This window comes from Fructobacillus sp. ChS1-6f1-1-27, from assembly GCF_059579415.1.
In genome coordinates this window covers 46,511-61,975 of record NZ_JCAOER010000003.1, presented here as the reverse complement: position 1 = coordinate 61,975, position 15,465 = coordinate 46,511, and the positions used below count along the sequence as shown (strand labels likewise).

Here is a 15,465-nt window from a genome sequence, read left to right as displayed (position 1 = left end):
TATGACAACATCATTCACCTGGCCAAAAGGTTTCCAATCCGGGACCACCCACGCCGGTTTTAAAGATAACGACAAACTCGACATGGCCTGGCTAGTCTCAGATGTCCCTGCCGCCGCGGCCGGGGTCTACACCAAAAACCAATTCCAGGCTGCGCCAGTCCAATACACCAAGTCGGTCATCCAAGACCAACAGGCCCTCCAAGCCATCATCATTAATTCTGGTAACGCCAACTCCTTCACCGGCGAAGAAGGGCTAGCCAATGTCGCCAAGTCGCAGGCCTTAGCCGCTGATAAGCTCGGCCTTCCCCATAACTTAGTTGGGGTCGCCTCGACTGGTGTCATCGGGAAACAACTGGATATGGACGTTTATCAAAAAGGCGTTAACCAGTTAACCCTGGCCCCCGCATCAGATATTCCCGAAGCCATCTTAACGACTGACAGCATTTCAAAGAAGACCACCGTGCAAGTCAAAATTGGTGGTCAAGTTGTCACGATCACCGGAATTGCCAAAGGGTCCGGGATGATCCACCCCAACATGGGAACGACCTTAGGCTTTGTCGCTACCGACGCCAAGATTGACGGGCCCCTCTTACAAGACTTGTTAAAGGACAGCATCCAATCCTCCTTTAACCAAATTACGGTTGATGGTTGCATGTCGACCAACGACATGGTGCTCGTCATGGCCAACGGCCAGGCCGGCAACGAAGAATTGCTAGCTGGTCAAGCTGACTTGAAAGTCTTCCAAGATGGCCTCCACCAAGTTTTGGTGAACTTGGCCAAGATGGTTGCCAAGGACGGTGAAGGGTCAAATAAGTTTGTCGAAGCCAAGGTTACTGGCGCTGCTAACCAAGTCGAAGCCAACCAGGTGGCTCGGGCAATTGTTGGCTCGAACCTAATTAAGGCAATGCTCTTCGGTGAAGAAAACAACTGGGGGCGGATTGTCCAAGCCATCGGCCAAACCCAAGCCAAGGTTAACCCGGCCAAGGTTATGATTAAGCTCGGCGAGCTTACCATCATTGAAGACAGTCAAACTCAGTTAGTCGACCAGGACCAACTAGCCGCAGTTCTAGGAGCCGACCAAATTCAAATCCAGGTTGACCTGGGCGTTGGCGCAGCAACCGGGGTGGCCTGGGGTTGTGACCTCACCTACCAATACGTTGAAATCAATGCCGCCTACGAGGGTTAGTCATGATCGTGATTAAAATTGGCGGAAACGCCATTAAGGACTTAAATCAGAGTTTTTTTGACCAGGTTAGTGCCTGGGTAAAAGGTGGCCAAACCGTCGTGGTTGTCCACGGTGGCGGCGGTTTAATTTCCCAGGCAACCGAATTTTTCGGCCAAGTCCCGCAAAAAATTGACGGGACCCGGGTGACCCCAAAGGACCAACTCCTGGTTTCCAAAGCAGTCGTCCGGTCAGTCGTCCAGCCCTACTTGGCTAGCTTATTTAAGGCCAATGGTGTGCCAGTCCTAGCCTGGAACCAGGACCACCCCGCTATCTTTCAAGCGGACTACTTAGACGTTGACCGCTTTGGTCAGGTGGGTCGAGTAGTGGCAGTGGACTTAGACCGGTTGGCAACGGTGACAGGTAGTAGGTCTGAGTCAGCGTCGGGCGCAGGTCAGGGCCAGGTCATCCTAATGGATTCCTTTGCCAAGGGCCCTGCCGGCCAAGACCTCAACGTCAATGCCGATGAAGCCGTCCAGGCCCTGGCAACAGCAGCAGCCGCTGACCAATTAATTCTATTAACCGATGTCCCGGGTATCCTAGTTGACGGTCAAATTGTGGCGGACTTGGACACTGAGTCAGTTCAGTCCCTGGTTGCCTCTGGTGCAGTCACTGGCGGGATGGTGGCCAAGGTCCAGGCTTGCCTGGCCGCCTTAAACCAGGGTGTTCAAGCAGTAGTGGTCACTAACGACTTGGGGGAGCCCGGCACTAGGATAACGATTTAGCAAGCAAGAAGGAGATTTTTACATGTCAAAAACGATGAACACATACAGCCAGTTTCCGATGGAAATTGTTAACGGGGACGGGGTCTATTTAACAGACCAAAAGGACAAGACCTACTTAGACCTAACCGCAGGAATCGGGGTCTGCAACTTCGGCTACCACCAGCCGCAAATCCAAGCAGCCGTCGAGGGCCAGCTCCAGCAGATTTGGCACACCTCCAACCTCTATGCCAACCACCTGGCCGAGGAGGTCGCTGAAAAATTAGCGCCCGAAGGCTACCAGGCTTTCTTCTGCAATTCCGGGACCGAGGCCAACGAGGCGGCCATCAAGCTGGCCCACAAGGCGACCCAGAAGCAAGAAATCATTGCCTTTGACTATGGCTTTCACGGTCGGACGACCGGGTCTTTGGCAGTCACCGGCTACCAAGGTATCAAGGAAGGTTTCCAGCCGTTGATGCCAGACACCAAGTTACTGGCCTACAACGACTTTGCCAGTTTGGACCAGATTACGACTCAGACGGCGGCCGTTTTCTTAGAAGTTATCCAGGGTGAAGGCGGGATTAACGTTGGTGATACAGACTGGTTGCAGGCTGTTCAGGCCAAGTGCCAGCAAACCGGGGCGTTGTTTGTGGTTGACGAAGTCCAATCTGGGATGGGCCGGACTGGCTATAAGTTTGCCTTTGAAGCCTTTGGACTGGCCCCTGATATTATCACTTCTGCTAAAGGGTTGGCCAACGGCCTCCCGGTCGGGGCGATGTTAGCCAAGCAATCCGTGGCAGAGCACTTTATCCCGGGGGACCATGGGACGACCTTTGGCGGCAACCAGGTGGTGATGAGTGCGGCCAAGGAGGTCTTGGACTTGCTGTCACCGGAATTTTTGGCGGGTGTCCGCGCCAAGGGCGACTGGCTCTTCCAAACAATGGATGAGGAATTGTCTCATTTACCAGCGGTCAAAGCCATTACTGGCAAGGGGTTGATGGTCGGCATCCACTTGGACGAATCCGTTCCAGTTGGTCACGTGATCTCGTTGTTACACCGGGCTGGGGTTTTGACATTATCCGCTCGGGCCAACACCTTGCGACTCTTGCCACCGTTGGTCATTAACCAAGACCAATTGGCCACTGGTGTTCAAAAAATTAAGACAGTGATTGAAGAACTGAGTGCCTGAATCGGTCGATTCAGCTAATAAGATAGGAGGAAAAGTGACATGGACCGTTACCTTGTTTTGAAAAATGGGTCCGTTTACCCGGGCCAGGCCTTCGGGTCGACTAAGGACATTTATACTGAAATTGTCTTTTCAACCGGGATGGTTGGCTACCAGGAAACGATTACGGACCCGAGTTACTACGGCCAGTCGATGGCCTTCACCTACCCGCTGATTGGTAACTATGGCATTAACGACGAGGACTCTGAAAGTTTGGCCCCCGCTGTTGATGCGATCTTGGTCCACCAGCTGGCCACCCACCCGACTGACTACCGGATGACGCAGACTTTAGCCGAGTACGCCGAATCGGTGGACTTGGTGGGCTTAACGGGCATTGATACCCGGGCCTTGACCCAAGAAATTCGAGAAGAAGGGTCGATGCCAGCGGTGATTGTCTCAGAGCTTAATTGGGACAAGATTCAGACCACTTTTGCCACGGACTACCAAAAAGTTTTGGAAGCTAAGGTCGCAAACCGGGCCGGCGGTGACTGGCATACGGGTGCGGACTGGCCTGAGGCTGGTGTAACTGGTGTTGGTGGTGTGACTGAAGTGGATGGCATTGATGGTTTGGCTGGTACTGATTTTGACAGTGCCCCAGGTCGGCCAAAGGTGGCCGTCTTAGACTTTGGGATTAAGAATTCGATTATCACTGCTTTGGAAAAGCGCGGGGCCGTGGTCAAGGTCTACGACGGGGAAACTGTCACGGCGGCGATGGTGGCAGCTGACCAGCCGGACGGGATTGTCCTGTCGAATGGGCCAGGCAACCCTAGCAAGTACGACAAGGCCCTACCGGTTATCAAGGACTTGCAGGAAAAGTTCCCAATCTTTGGCATTTGCCTGGGTCACCAGCTCTTTGCCCGGGCCAATGGGGCATCGACTTATAAGATGAAGTTTGGCCACCGGGGCTTTAACCATGCGGTTGCAAGTATCGGTGCTGGTGCTAACCAAGACCGCAACGACTTCACCTCGCAAAACCACGGCTATGCGGTCGACCGGGGCTCTCTGGCAGGTACGGACTTGGTGATTACCCATGAAGAAATTAACGACCACGTAGTTGAGGGTGTCAAGCACCAAACCTTGCCGGCCTTTTCCGTCCAGTTCCACCCGGATGCTTGTCCAGGGCCGCATGATGCCGAATATTTATTTGACGACTTTTTAAAAACTTGCTTGAAAGGAGCCACCGATGCCCAAGAACCAGCATATTCATAAGATTTTAGTGATCGGGTCTGGCCCAATTATCATCGGCCAGGCGGCCGAGTTCGACTACTCAGGCTCGCAGGCTTGCCTAGCCTTGAAGGAAGAAGGCTTTGAGGTGGTCTTGGTCAACTCCAACCCGGCCACCATCATGACCGATGAAGACATTGCCGACCAGGTCTACTTGGAACCTTTGACGGTTCCTTCTTTAAAGCAGATTATTGCAAAGGAAAAACCGGATGCCTTGTTGCCAACTTTGGGTGGACAGATTGCTTTGAATTTAACCAAGGACTTGGCGGAAGCCGGGATTTTGTCCGAAAACGGGGTGGCCCTTTTGGGTACCAAATTGTCAGCGATTGAAGAGGCCGAGGACCGGGAGCTCTTTAAGGAACTGATGGTCAAAATTGGTCAGCCGGTGCCGGCGTCATTAACGGTCACGACTTTGGCAGAAGCGGAAGCTTTTGTCGACCAGGTTGGCTTTCCCGTGATTATCCGGCCCGCCTATACCATGGGCGGGACCGGCGGTGGTTTTGCGCATTCAAAGAGTGAGCTGACTGAGATTGGCGGCCGGGGGTTGGATTTGTCACCCGTCGGCCAGGTCTTAGTGGAGCAGTCGATTGCCGGTTTTCGGGAAATCGAGTTCGAGGTCATGCGCGACTCCGCCGACAACGCTTTAATCGTGGCCTCGATGGAAAACATCGACCCAGTTGGCGTGCACACCGGCGATTCCATGGTGGTTTCTCCAACTCAAACGCTGTCAGACCGCGACTTTCAAAGAATGCGTGATGCGGCTTTGGCCATCATTCGGGCTTTGAAAATCGAGGGCGGGTGTAACGTGCAAATGGCTTTGGACCAAGCGTCTGGCCAGTACTACATCATTGAAGTCAATCCGCGGGTATCGCGGTCATCGGCCCTGGCTTCCAAAGCAACCGGGTACCCGATTGCCAAGTTAGCCGCTAAGATTGCAGTGGGCTTGACCTTGGATGAAATCAAGAACCCGGTTACCCAAACGACCTGGGCCGACTTCGAGCCGGCCTTGGACTACGTCGTAACCAAGCTACCCCGCCTCCCCTTTGACAAGTTCGCCCAGGCGGACCGGTCATTAGGGACGCAAATGAAAGCAACCGGAGAAGTGATGGCAATCGGCCGGACCTTTGAAGAATCCTTGTTAAAGGCAGTCCGGTCGTTGGAAAACGGGTTAAATTCGGTCTTTGACCCCAGTCTGGCAGACGTTTCGACTGATGACTTAGTGACAGCTGTTGGGCAGGCGACTGACCAGCGGTTATGGGAAACCTTGGAGTTGTTAAAGCGAGATTTGACAGTTGATGAAGTCCACCAATTGACCAAGGTTTCACCCTTTTTCTTATACAAATTCAGTGATTTAGTTCAATTACTTAGGGATTTAGGCGGCGATGGCGCGACTGGTGTTGCCGAAATTGAGGCTGATCAAAGTCCGGCCAGTTCGCTTGGGATGGACGTCACAGCAATCCGGGCGGCCAAAGAGGCCGGCGTGAGTGATGCTATTTTGGCCAGTGCCTATGGACTGGTCGAGAGCCAAGTCCGGGCCTTCCGGAAAGAAGCGGGCATCATCCCCGCCTACCAGATGGTCGACACGGTTGCCGGTGAGTTCGAGTCGAAGACGCCCTACTTTTACAGCTCTTATTCTGGTGTCAACGAATCGGTGGTTTCCGACCAACCGTCTGTTTTGGTGGTCGGTTCGGGGCCAATCCGGATTGGCCAAGGGGTCGAGTTCGACTACTCGACCGTTCATTCAATCAAGGCCATCCAACAGGCTGGCTTTGAAGCGATTATGGTTAACTCCAACCCCGAAACCGTTTCGACTGACTTCTCGATCTCTGACAAATTATACTTTGAGCCGTTAACCCTAGAGGACGTGTTGAACATTGTTGACTTGGAAAAGCCAATCGGCGTTGTCTTGCAGTTCGGCGGCCAAACGGCGATTAATTTGGCAGCGGGATTAGAAGCAAATGGCGTCAAAGTCTTGGGAACAACAGTCGAAGATATTAACCGTGGCGAGGACCGGGACCTCTTTAACCAGGTCATTAAGGACTTAGACTTGCCGCAACCAAATGGGGCAACGGCGACAACCGTTGACCAGGCGGTCACGGTGGCCAATGACCTGGGCTACCCCGTCTTGGTCCGGCCTTCTTACGTCTTGGGCGGTCGGGCGATGGAAATCGTCTGGAACGAGGCCGAATTGGTTACTTATATGAAAGAAGCCGTCTCGGTTTCGCCAGACCACCCGGTCTTAATTGACTCCTACTTAGTTGGTTCCGAGGCGGAAGTCGATATCATCGCTGACGGGGACACGGTCGTAATTCCAGGAATTTTGGAACACATCGAACCGGCCGGCATCCATTCGGGTGACTCAGTTTCGGTTTACCCACCTCAGCATTTGTCCGTTTCCGTGATTGACCAGATTACCTCGGCTTCGTTGAAACTAGGAAAGGCCTTGAATGTTGTTGGCCTAATGAACATCCAATTTGTCATCCATGACGAAGTTGCCTATGTCATTGAAGTTAACCCGCGAGCGTCACGGACGGTACCGTTTTTGTCAAAGGTAACCAAGACCAGCATGGCCGAATTGGCAACTCAGACAATCTTGGGAGAAAAATTAGCAGTAGCTGGCTGGCAAAGTGGCTTGCAGGAAGTATCGCCCTTTATCTCAGTCAAGGCGCCGGTCTTTAGTTTTAACAAGCTACCAGGCGTTGACACCCTGCTCAGCCCAGAAATGAAGTCAACAGGGGAAGTGATGGGGTCGGCTCCTACCTACCCGGCGGCCTTGTCCAAGGCTTTAATGGCGGCGGGATTGGTGCCGGAAGGGACTGATGTTTGGGGTTCCCAGCAAGCTAATAGCACTGAAAGCCCCGCTATTCCTGCTAAATCTAAAGCCAAGATTTTTGTCAACTTTGCTAAAGAAGAGTTAGCAGAATTGGCACCGGTGCTTGGGCGGCTGACTGACAATGGCTTTGATATTCTAGCTACCCCTGAGGTGAGCATCTGCTTGGCCTCTGCCGGCCTAATGGTCGCTGGGGAAAACCAGGTTGAAGTTGATGACTTATTAGCTGATGGTGATCGTCAGGTTGACCTGCTTTTTGATAATGTGGCTAACCTGGCCGATGAACATTTACGGGCGTCACTGCTAAAACAAAAGGTTCCTGTTTATACTGCGGTAGCAACCTTGCAGGCTCTGGCTGACTCTCTGTCAGCTAGGCCGGCAGAGTTGGCCCCAATTGAACTAGCAGAACTGTAAGAAAAATAAAAAACCGGCTGGTTCAACTAAGGTGGAAACACTGAAATTGGATGGCCGGTTTTTTGTAACTAGTAGCATTTTTAAGCGAAAAATGTGAGAAAGTTAGTGGTACTTTTGTATTGTTTTAAGAGCGAGATTTTGAGTTATAAGACAAAAGATTTACTAGTGTTATAACATCTTTTAAGAGTGTTCCCAGCGCGAATAAAAACTGTTATAGTGGCTTTAGGAAGGCGGAAGACGCAGCCGCCTTCCCCTATGCGCTACACTGTAGCACCTCCCTTTTCTTGTTAGTATCCCACACGGATTCTCTGACTCGAAAGTAAAGGCCTCAAACTTCGGGGGAGCGAAGTTTGAGGCTTTTGCTTTACACCAAACTTTTTATATAAAAATACCAATGAATGTATAAGATATTCGAGCGAACTTCCATACCCAAAATTACATGCTATAATATAGAAAAAGGAGGTTGTAGTGGCAACTACAACCTCCTTGGGTGGAACCCGTTTAAAACGGTGGCTGTCCTTTGGTTTTTTTCAAACCATCAAGGCCTTGCTAACGAACTTGATGGTTTTTCTTTGCACTATTTTCTAGAAAATAGTGCAATACAGATTACCGTAATTTCTAAAATTTCTTTTAGAAGGTGCAGTAATGCAAAAATAATATCCAAATAGGATATCATTCAGCTCTCCTTTCTGAAAAGAAGAGCCACCATATGTTATTCAAAACATAGGCACCACCTCCTTTCAATCTTGAAAGGACAGCCAAACCATCATAATCGTATTCCACTTAAATTTAATATAGCATGGTTCATCCAGACAAAGAATATGGGGATTGTATAACATCTCTCTGGCCTGTTCTAAAGCCAAAAATCCCATGCTACAATATAGAAAAAGGAGGTTGTAGCTCCAACTACAACCTCCTTGGGTGGAACCCGTTTAAAACGGTGGTTGTCCTTTGGTTTTTTAGACCATCAAGGCCTTGCTAACGAACTTGATGGTTTTTCTTTGCACTTTTAAACACCTAACAACTAATATTTAACCTTTCTTAAACTCCCAAATGTCGCCGATTTGAAAAAATATGGTACACTTTTGGTGGTGATTGTCTAAGCCCTTTGTGCGGAATAGTCGCTGCACTGACGACTTCATTTGAACGAGCCGGTGGAACTTGTCACCGACCAGTGCCAAACACCTCTGTGCTTGACGCGGTTTTATTTGACATCATTCATAGGAGAAAAAATGATAGACATTCTACGCGCTGCCATTATCGGAGTGGTGGAAGGAATCTCTGAATTCCTGCCAATCAGTTCGACTGGCCACATTGACCTTGCTAGTCAATTCGTTAAAATCAACCAAAACGCCGACTTCATGTCGATGTTTGAATACGTTATCCAGCTGGGAGCCATCATGGCCGTGGTCATCTTGTACTTCTCAAAGCTGAACCCCTTCTCTGGTAAGAAAACCAGCCAAGAAAAGTCTGATACTTGGACATTGTGGTGGAAGGTCTTAGTGGCCTGCTTGCCATCAATCATCATCGGCTTGCCTTTGAACAGCTGGATGGACAAGCACTTGCACACCCCAGCGGTAGTCGCAAGTACTTTGATCATCTACGGTATCTTGTTTATCATCATTGAAAATATGTTCCGTGACCGGTCACCTAAGTTGACAACTTTGGGTTCAATTGGTTTCAACACCGCCTTTTACATCGGTTTGTTCCAAGCCTTGTCAATTGTTCCTGGAACGTCACGTTCAGGGGCGACAATCCTGGGAGCCGTTATCTTGGGTGCCAGCCGTTACGTTGCGACTGAATTCTCATTCTTCTTGGCCATCCCAACGATGTTTGGGGTCTCAATCTTGAAGATTGGTAAGTACCTGGCTGATGGCAACACTTTTAACGGTGAACAATGGGCCATCTTGATCACTGGAACTTTGGTTTCATTTATCATCGCCTACATCGCCATCAAGTGGTTGTTGCAGTTCGTGCAGACCCACGACTTCAAACCATTCGGTTGGTACCGAATTATCTTGGGACTGATTGTCTTTGGACTGATGTTCCTAAAATTCTAAGCAATTGATAGCAAATGAAAAACCGGCGAGAACGCCGGTTTTTTTGTGGTTATTTTTATTTGGTAAAGAGACGATTTTAACCCTGGGCCGCCTTGATAATTTCCTTGACCAAGTAAAATGACCCGGTGGCAATGATAACATCCCCCGCCTGGTCATACTGGGACTTGGCATAGTTGTAGGCCCACTTAGGGTTGGCAACCGCCACGACCCGGTCTGGCGTGGTGAACTTCAAAAACTCCTGGTAGAGGTCATCAGCTTCTAGCTGACGGGCCTGGTTATCAGGGGTGGTGACGATAAAGTCAGTGTCCTCCAAGTCGCAAAGGTCCTGGACGCACGACAGTGTGTCCTTATCGGCTAAGAAACCAACGATGATAACCTTCCGCCGGCCGGCAAAGTCCTGTTTAACGGTTTGAATTAGCGATTGAACCGCATCCTGGTTGTGGGCCCCGTCAACAATCACCGGCCGAGGTTCTGGTGCTAAGTACTGAAAGCGACCGGCAATCCGGGCGTTGGCAATCCCCTGTTCGAGAGCTTGCTGGCGGATAATCGGCTTTTGCCCCGGCTTGGTATTCCAGGCCAGGCCAAAGGCGAGGACGGTCCGGAGGTTTTCGATTTGATAGGCCCCCTGGAGGTTCAAGGTAATATCTTTCAGGCTTTGACCACCAATGGTTAGGTCAACTGACTTGGCCAAAGTGGTCGTTTTTTTGTCATAATCGGCAGTCGTTGGAGTAGACCCGGCTGAATTGCCGGTTGCTGGTCCTTGGTTGTCTACTTGGTATGGTCGACCATCAACCAGGTCAACCTTGACCTGGTCCGCCCAAATGACCTGGTTTTCTTTCTTAGCAGCCCGGGCTTTGATAATGGCTTTGACTTCATCACGCTGGTTAGGGGCAACCACCATTATTTCCTTTGGCCGGGTCATCTTGACCTTGGTTTTGGCAATCTTTTCAATCGTATCACCCAAGATGGCCATGTGGTCCATGCCAATTTTGGTAAAGATGGCATAATCGGACCGTGGAATGGCATTCGTGGCGTCAAGCTTGCCACCAAGTCCAGCTTCCAAGATAATAACGTCCGGCTTCTTAGTAATAAAGAAGGTCATCGCAATCAAAAAGGTCGTTTCAAACTCGGAGATATCACGGCCTAGTTCGAGTTTGAGAGTCTTCAAAACTTCGAGCAACTTTTCCAAGGCTAGAGCAAAGTCCCGTTGGCCAATCATCTGATTATCCAGCGAGATTTCTTCACGGAGGTCAAGTAAGTACGGGCTGTTAAACTGGCCAACTTGCAGGCCGGCTTCGGTTAGGACCTGGCTGACCATTGTCGCGGTTGACCCCTTTCCGTTCGTCCCGGCCACCCGGATAATGGTGGTTTGGTCAAGGCGGTCGAAACCTAATTTGCCAATAATCCCACGCAAAAAGGCAATCCGGTCAGTCCCGTCGTCATACTTCATCCCCGTTTTGATATTGGCCAAAATTTGCTTGGCTTCTTTATATGAGAGCTCTTTTTCTAACTGACTCATAGGACTAGGCCTGTTGCAAGAACAAACTTTGCTTTTGCAAGTCGCCCTTGAATTCACCGGTGTAGTAAGTCGTTTCGGTCACATTCCCGACCGATTTGACCCCACGCATTTCCATGCACATGTGGCGGGCCCGGACAACAATGGCGATGCCCTTCGGTTGAATTAACTCGTCTAACTTCTTGGCAACTTCGCTGGTCAAACGTTCTTGCACATTTGGCTTCTTCGCCACGTGGCCAATTAAACGGGGCACCTTGCTGAGGCCAACAATTTTTCCGTTATTGGGAATATAAGCCAAGGAAACTTCACCGAAAAATGGGAGTAAGTGGTGCTCACACATCGAGTAAAATGGGATTTTCTTAACCGTAATGATTTCGTTGTCAACATCGTCTTCGGTTGAGTCAAAAACGGTAAAGTTGGTGAAGTCTTCGTCAATTGATGAAAAAACTTCAGCATACATCTTGGCCACCCGCTTCGGCGTTTCAATCAGACCCTCACGGTTAACGTCTTCCCCGACTGCCTTTAAAATATTGCGGACGGATTCTTCAATAATTGCTTGGTTTTTACTATCCATGGTTCTGACACTTTCTTATCTAATGGTAATTCTTGGTTCAATTGGCTCGATTGCTTGGTCAGGGCCAATCTGGGTAATGGCTTGGCTAATTTGTTGGAAGCGGGGGTCTGTTTGGTGCGGCCGGCGAGAGTCGAACCCTTGATTTAAGTTTCGCCCCTGCTCTGAACCTGCCCCTCCTTGCTGCCCTTCTGTGGCAAATTCAGCCCCATTCTCGACATAAACGTCCAGCAACGGTACTAGGACAAACTTACGGTTATACATTTCCTTGTGTGGCACAACCAAGCGGTCATCATCAAAGGTCTGGTCGCCGTAATAAAGAATGTCTAAGTCAATTGTCCGGGGTCCCCAGTGAATTTGGCGGACCCGGTGGAGGTTTTGCTCGATTTCATGGAGGGCGTCAAGTAAGTCATAGGCGCCCAAGCTAGTGTCTAACCGGACGGCAATGTTGTAAAAATCGTCTTGGGGAACGCCACCAACTGGGCTGGTCTGGTAGACCTTTGACACCGCCTGGACTGAAATTTTGCCCGGTTGGTTGAGCTGATCAACCGCCATTTGTAAGGCCTTCAACCGGTCATTCAGGTTAGACCCGATACTAAGGTAAGTAATCATGGTCGCCCCTTAGTCCGTCAAGGTAATTTCAACGTTGTCAAAAACCCCGTTGATTGGTGTGCCAAGTTTCCGGAGGGAGATAGTTTGCTTGGCAATTTCAGACCCGTATTTGGCAGAAACGGCATCGAGAACTTGTTGACCGAGCTTTTCGACGAGGTCAACTTTGCTCTCAGCCACAACAGCGGCGACCGTCCGGTAGATGTCACCGTAGCTGACCGTATCAGTTAGGTCATCAGAATACCGGGCCCGGTCGGACTTCATTTGCACCAGGAGGTCAATTTCAAGACTTTGACCAATCTTTTTTTCCTCGGCATAGACGCCGATGTAAGAATGGAATTTCATGTTATTTAACTTAATGGTCAGCATATTTTCCTCGTAAATCTCCCTAAAATCCGTACTTTAAAATCATTTTTGATGATATTATAAGAGAAAGGTTGTAACTACTATTATACATTATCCGCCGGCAAATAACTGGAGCGGATTGAGGAGAAACAATGCAAATTACCCAAGTAAACCAAGCTGATTTTAACCCACTGATTGAGGGTAGCCGGCTACAGGTTGAGGTGGCTGGTTTAGCTACTACTGTTTTGCAGCAAGCTGTGGCCAGCCTGCAGAGCCTGAGCTTACGGGCAATGGTGAAAGAAGGCGGCGTGCTGGTTCTTGCTTTGACCCACCGAGAAATCAAGAAGGCGGCTCAGACGATGGGGCTGGTAAACCAGGACCTAGCAAATGCGCTGTTGATCATTTACGAAAACAATCAGGTCGTGTTCGAGGCCGAGGGAACTCGGTTTGACCTAACGGACGAGCCGATGATTCACTCGATCATGAACCTCTCGCCCGAGTCGTTTTATGACGGCAAGGACCACAACTTAACAGAATACCTCGGCCGGATTGAGGCCCAGGCGGCGCTCGGCGTGAAGTTTTTTGACATTGGTGGCAAGTCAACCAACCCCAAGGCCCCCGAGATGGGTGCTGAAGAAGAATGGAGCCGAATTGCGCCGTATTTATCAGAGATAAAAAAGGCCTTTCCTGACATTATCCTCTCGATTGACTCGAACAACCCAATCACCGTTGAGCGGGCACTTGACGGTGGCGTGCAGGTCATCAACACCATCGACGGATTCGAGACGCCCGAGATGTGGGACCTAGTCAGCCGGTACCAGCCCGCCGTTTTGACAACTTACAACAACCGCAACAAGCAGACGGTCAACTTGCGCCAGGAACTCTTGGACTACATGGAAGCCCAGGTCACCGGTTTGAAGCAACGGGGCTTGCAAGATAAAAACATCATCCTTGACCCCGGTGTTGGCTTCACTTCGCGCTACGAGGGCATTACCAAAGAAGAGATTGCTGCTGAAGATGTGATCAAGATGCAAGCGGTCCGCGACTTGGCCGAGATGAGGCTGCCAATCCTGGTGGGTGTGTCAAATAAAAGCTTCATGGGCACCCTTTACGGCCGCAAGTTGGGTGACCGGGTGATGTCCAGCTTACTGGTTGAGTACAACATGGTGATGAACGGTGGCCGCTTGGTCCGGGTTCACAATATTGAAGAGACAAAATTATTGATTGACGTCTTTAATTCGCTGGCCCAGTAAGGATTTTGAATCGGAATTGCTTTATTCGAGATTTGGGCTTGTTAAGGGCCGGACTTGGATGCCTTTAGGTGTAACTGAGGGTCTGCTGTTAGACAATTAACTAACACATTGTCTAACATCCCCGTTTGGCCTTCCAGAGTGAAATTTCGTGTTATAATAACGATAGAAAAAGAGAGCCGTAGTTGGTGCTACGACTCCCTTGGGTGGAACCGTTAGAAACGGTAGCTGTCCTTTAATGGTGTTGAACCATCAAATCCAGTCATGCGATTTGATGGTTTTTTGTTACATTATCTTCTAGAAGATAGCGCAACCATCATTAAAGCAATTTCTAAAATTTCTTTTAGACAGTGCAAGAATGAAAGAACAACATCCAAAATGGATATCACTCAGTTTCCCTTTCCAAAAAGAGAAGCTGCCAATGTTTGTCAAAACATTGGCACCACATCCTTTAATGGTTGTGTAAACCATCAAATCCAGTCATGCGATTTGATGGTTTTTTTGTTTGCCCAATCAAAAACACCAAGTTCACCACCACTTTGAAAATTAACAAGATTTTCAATGGTAGTAGACTTGGTGTTTTTAATTTATCAAATCATTGAGTCATTACTTCTTTGACTTCTTTAGTTCGAACCAAGCAGCTGTTGTCAGCAACATTGCAGACATCAAGACTGTTTCAATGCCCATCTGACGGTTAGCTTGTTTTTTAGCCGTCATTGGCAAAGCTGGATCACCAGTTACAGGTAGGACAGGGGTTGGCTCTTGGCTATCATTCAATTTTTGAGCAACCTGAAGGTCAGCCTTAAGTTGTTCGTAACCAGCGATTAAGGCAACTTGGATTTGAACTGGGTCTCCCCCAGCCTGAATGGCTTCGATAGCAGCGGCGGCGTCACGGTTCAGCTGGTCTAAGGCACTCTGCCGTTGAGCAGCTGTTAGGTTTGGCATGGCGTTAATCTTAGCCTTGTAGTCATTCACTGTCTGCTCGATTGACGTAATAGCCGCATCCCGAACTGAGTTCTTAACGGAGTTATTTAGTTCGCTAGCACCATCGGTTTGAATCTTAGTAACGCTGTCAATATCTGCAGCGGAATCAATATTTGCCTTAATGCGATTGGCTTCATCGTTTAACTTAGCAATTGCAGCCTGCTTTTCAGCAGCCGTCAAATTAGTTGCATTGTTAATGGCCTTGATGGCATCGGCCGTTGCGCCATCGATAGCCGTCTTCGCAGAGGACTTCTGGTCAGTCAATGGCTTTCCGGTTACATGCTGGTTATCAATTGACGTCTTCCCATCGGACAAAGCCCTGGCAACGCCGTCAGCAGAAGTTGCTGCTGAAACTGCGTTCTTAGCTGCAGCAGCCTCACTATCAACTTTAGCTTCTTGAGCCTGCTTTTCAGCAGCCGTTAAGGTAGGATCAGCAGCAATCTTTGTCTTAGTAGCACTTGCTTCATCATCGATTGACTTGCTAGCAGCGCTTTGCTGGTCAGCAACTGTCGTG

12 protein-coding genes are annotated in these 15,465 nt (G+C 49.6%); 7 read left to right on the top strand and 5 right to left on the bottom strand.

Annotation, left to right across the window (positions count from 1 at the left end; genetic code table 11):
• The first annotated feature begins 1 nt into the window (after position 1).
• From argJ to AC5162_RS02470, 6 genes are all read left to right on the top strand, one after another.
• The gene (gene argJ / locus AC5162_RS02495; protein WP_496533669.1) at positions 2-1,186 is read left to right on the top strand and encodes a bifunctional glutamate N-acetyltransferase/amino-acid acetyltransferase ArgJ; all 1,185 of its coding nucleotides are present in this window, start codon (positions 2-4) and stop codon (positions 1,184-1,186) included.
• Positions 1,187-1,188: 2 nt separating this feature from the next.
• Positions 1,189-1,947, top strand: coding sequence for an acetylglutamate kinase (gene argB / locus AC5162_RS02490; protein ID WP_496533668.1), 759 nt, complete (start codon positions 1,189-1,191; stop codon positions 1,945-1,947).
• A 22-nt stretch (positions 1,948-1,969) separates the two neighbouring features.
• A complete protein-coding gene (argD, locus tag AC5162_RS02485) occupies positions 1,970-3,112 on the top strand; it encodes an acetylornithine transaminase (RefSeq protein ID WP_496533667.1) in 1,143 nt (380 codons plus the stop codon).
• 39 nt (positions 3,113-3,151) lie between these two features.
• A complete protein-coding gene (locus tag AC5162_RS02480; protein WP_496533666.1) occupies positions 3,152-4,357 on the top strand; it encodes a carbamoyl phosphate synthase small subunit in 1,206 nt (401 codons plus the stop codon).
• On the top strand, positions 4,332-7,616 hold the full coding sequence (carB, locus tag AC5162_RS02475) for a carbamoyl-phosphate synthase large subunit (protein ID WP_496533665.1): 3,285 nt from the start codon (positions 4,332-4,334) through the stop codon (positions 7,614-7,616). The genes AC5162_RS02480 and carB overlap by 26 nt, the downstream gene beginning before the upstream one ends.
• 1,232 nt (positions 7,617-8,848) lie before the next feature.
• The gene (locus tag AC5162_RS02470; protein WP_496533664.1) at positions 8,849-9,676 is read left to right on the top strand and encodes an undecaprenyl-diphosphate phosphatase; all 828 of its coding nucleotides are present in this window, start codon (positions 8,849-8,851) and stop codon (positions 9,674-9,676) included.
• 76 nt (positions 9,677-9,752) lie between these two features.
• On the opposite strand, the gene AC5162_RS02465 is transcribed toward AC5162_RS02470, so the two are convergent.
• Genes AC5162_RS02465 through folB form a run of 4 tightly spaced genes read right to left on the bottom strand, consistent with a single transcriptional unit; the run spans position 9,753 to position 12,741 of the window.
• Positions 9,753-11,195: a bifunctional folylpolyglutamate synthase/dihydrofolate synthase gene (locus AC5162_RS02465; protein WP_496533663.1), complete on the bottom strand. Its 1,443-nt coding sequence runs from the start codon at positions 11,193-11,195 to the stop codon at positions 9,753-9,755.
• 4 nt (positions 11,196-11,199) lie between these two features.
• Positions 11,200-11,766 (bottom strand): GTP cyclohydrolase I FolE, encoded by a 567-nt coding sequence (gene folE / locus AC5162_RS02460; protein WP_496533662.1) that lies wholly within the window; start codon positions 11,764-11,766, stop codon positions 11,200-11,202.
• A 15-nt stretch (positions 11,767-11,781) separates the two neighbouring features.
• The gene (gene folK / locus AC5162_RS02455; RefSeq protein ID WP_496533661.1) at positions 11,782-12,375 is read right to left on the bottom strand and encodes a 2-amino-4-hydroxy-6-hydroxymethyldihydropteridine diphosphokinase; all 594 of its coding nucleotides are present in this window, start codon (positions 12,373-12,375) and stop codon (positions 11,782-11,784) included.
• 9 nt (positions 12,376-12,384) lie between these two features.
• Entirely contained in the window at positions 12,385-12,741 is a 357-nt protein-coding gene (folB, locus tag AC5162_RS02450) for a dihydroneopterin aldolase (RefSeq protein ID WP_496533660.1), read from the bottom strand.
• 128 nt (positions 12,742-12,869) lie between these two features.
• Here folB and folP point away from each other — a divergent pair, with 128 nt between their 5' ends.
• Positions 12,870-13,970, top strand: a complete 1,101-nt coding sequence (gene folP / locus AC5162_RS02445) for a dihydropteroate synthase (protein WP_496533659.1) — start codon at positions 12,870-12,872, stop codon at positions 13,968-13,970.
• A 603-nt stretch (positions 13,971-14,573) separates the two neighbouring features.
• Here the strand turns inward: folP and AC5162_RS02440 are convergent.
• On the bottom strand, positions 14,574-15,465 hold an 892-nt coding region (locus AC5162_RS02440; protein WP_496533658.1), incomplete at its 5' end, for a DUF1542 domain-containing protein.

Excerpts from the sequence above, each read along its gene's own strand:
- argJ (WP_496533669.1), top strand. The coding sequence starts at position 2 with ATGACAACATCATTCACCTGGCCAAAAGGTTTCCAATCCGGGACCACC.
- argB (WP_496533668.1), top strand. The coding sequence starts at position 1,189 with ATGATCGTGATTAAAATTGGCGGAAACGCCATTAAGGACTTAAATCAG.
- argD (WP_496533667.1), top strand. The coding sequence starts at position 1,970 with ATGTCAAAAACGATGAACACATACAGCCAGTTTCCGATGGAAATTGTT.
- AC5162_RS02480 (WP_496533666.1), top strand. The coding sequence starts at position 3,152 with ATGGACCGTTACCTTGTTTTGAAAAATGGGTCCGTTTACCCGGGCCAG.
- carB (WP_496533665.1), top strand. The coding sequence starts at position 4,332 with ATGCCCAAGAACCAGCATATTCATAAGATTTTAGTGATCGGGTCTGGC.
- AC5162_RS02470 (WP_496533664.1), top strand. The coding sequence starts at position 8,849 with ATGATAGACATTCTACGCGCTGCCATTATCGGAGTGGTGGAAGGAATC.
- AC5162_RS02465 (WP_496533663.1), bottom strand. The coding sequence starts at position 11,195 with ATGAGTCAGTTAGAAAAAGAGCTCTCATATAAAGAAGCCAAGCAAATT.
- folE (WP_496533662.1), bottom strand. The coding sequence starts at position 11,766 with ATGGATAGTAAAAACCAAGCAATTATTGAAGAATCCGTCCGCAATATT.
- folK (WP_496533661.1), bottom strand. The coding sequence starts at position 12,375 with ATGATTACTTACCTTAGTATCGGGTCTAACCTGAATGACCGGTTGAAG.
- folB (WP_496533660.1), bottom strand. The coding sequence starts at position 12,741 with ATGCTGACCATTAAGTTAAATAACATGAAATTCCATTCTTACATCGGC.
- folP (WP_496533659.1), top strand. The coding sequence starts at position 12,870 with ATGCAAATTACCCAAGTAAACCAAGCTGATTTTAACCCACTGATTGAG.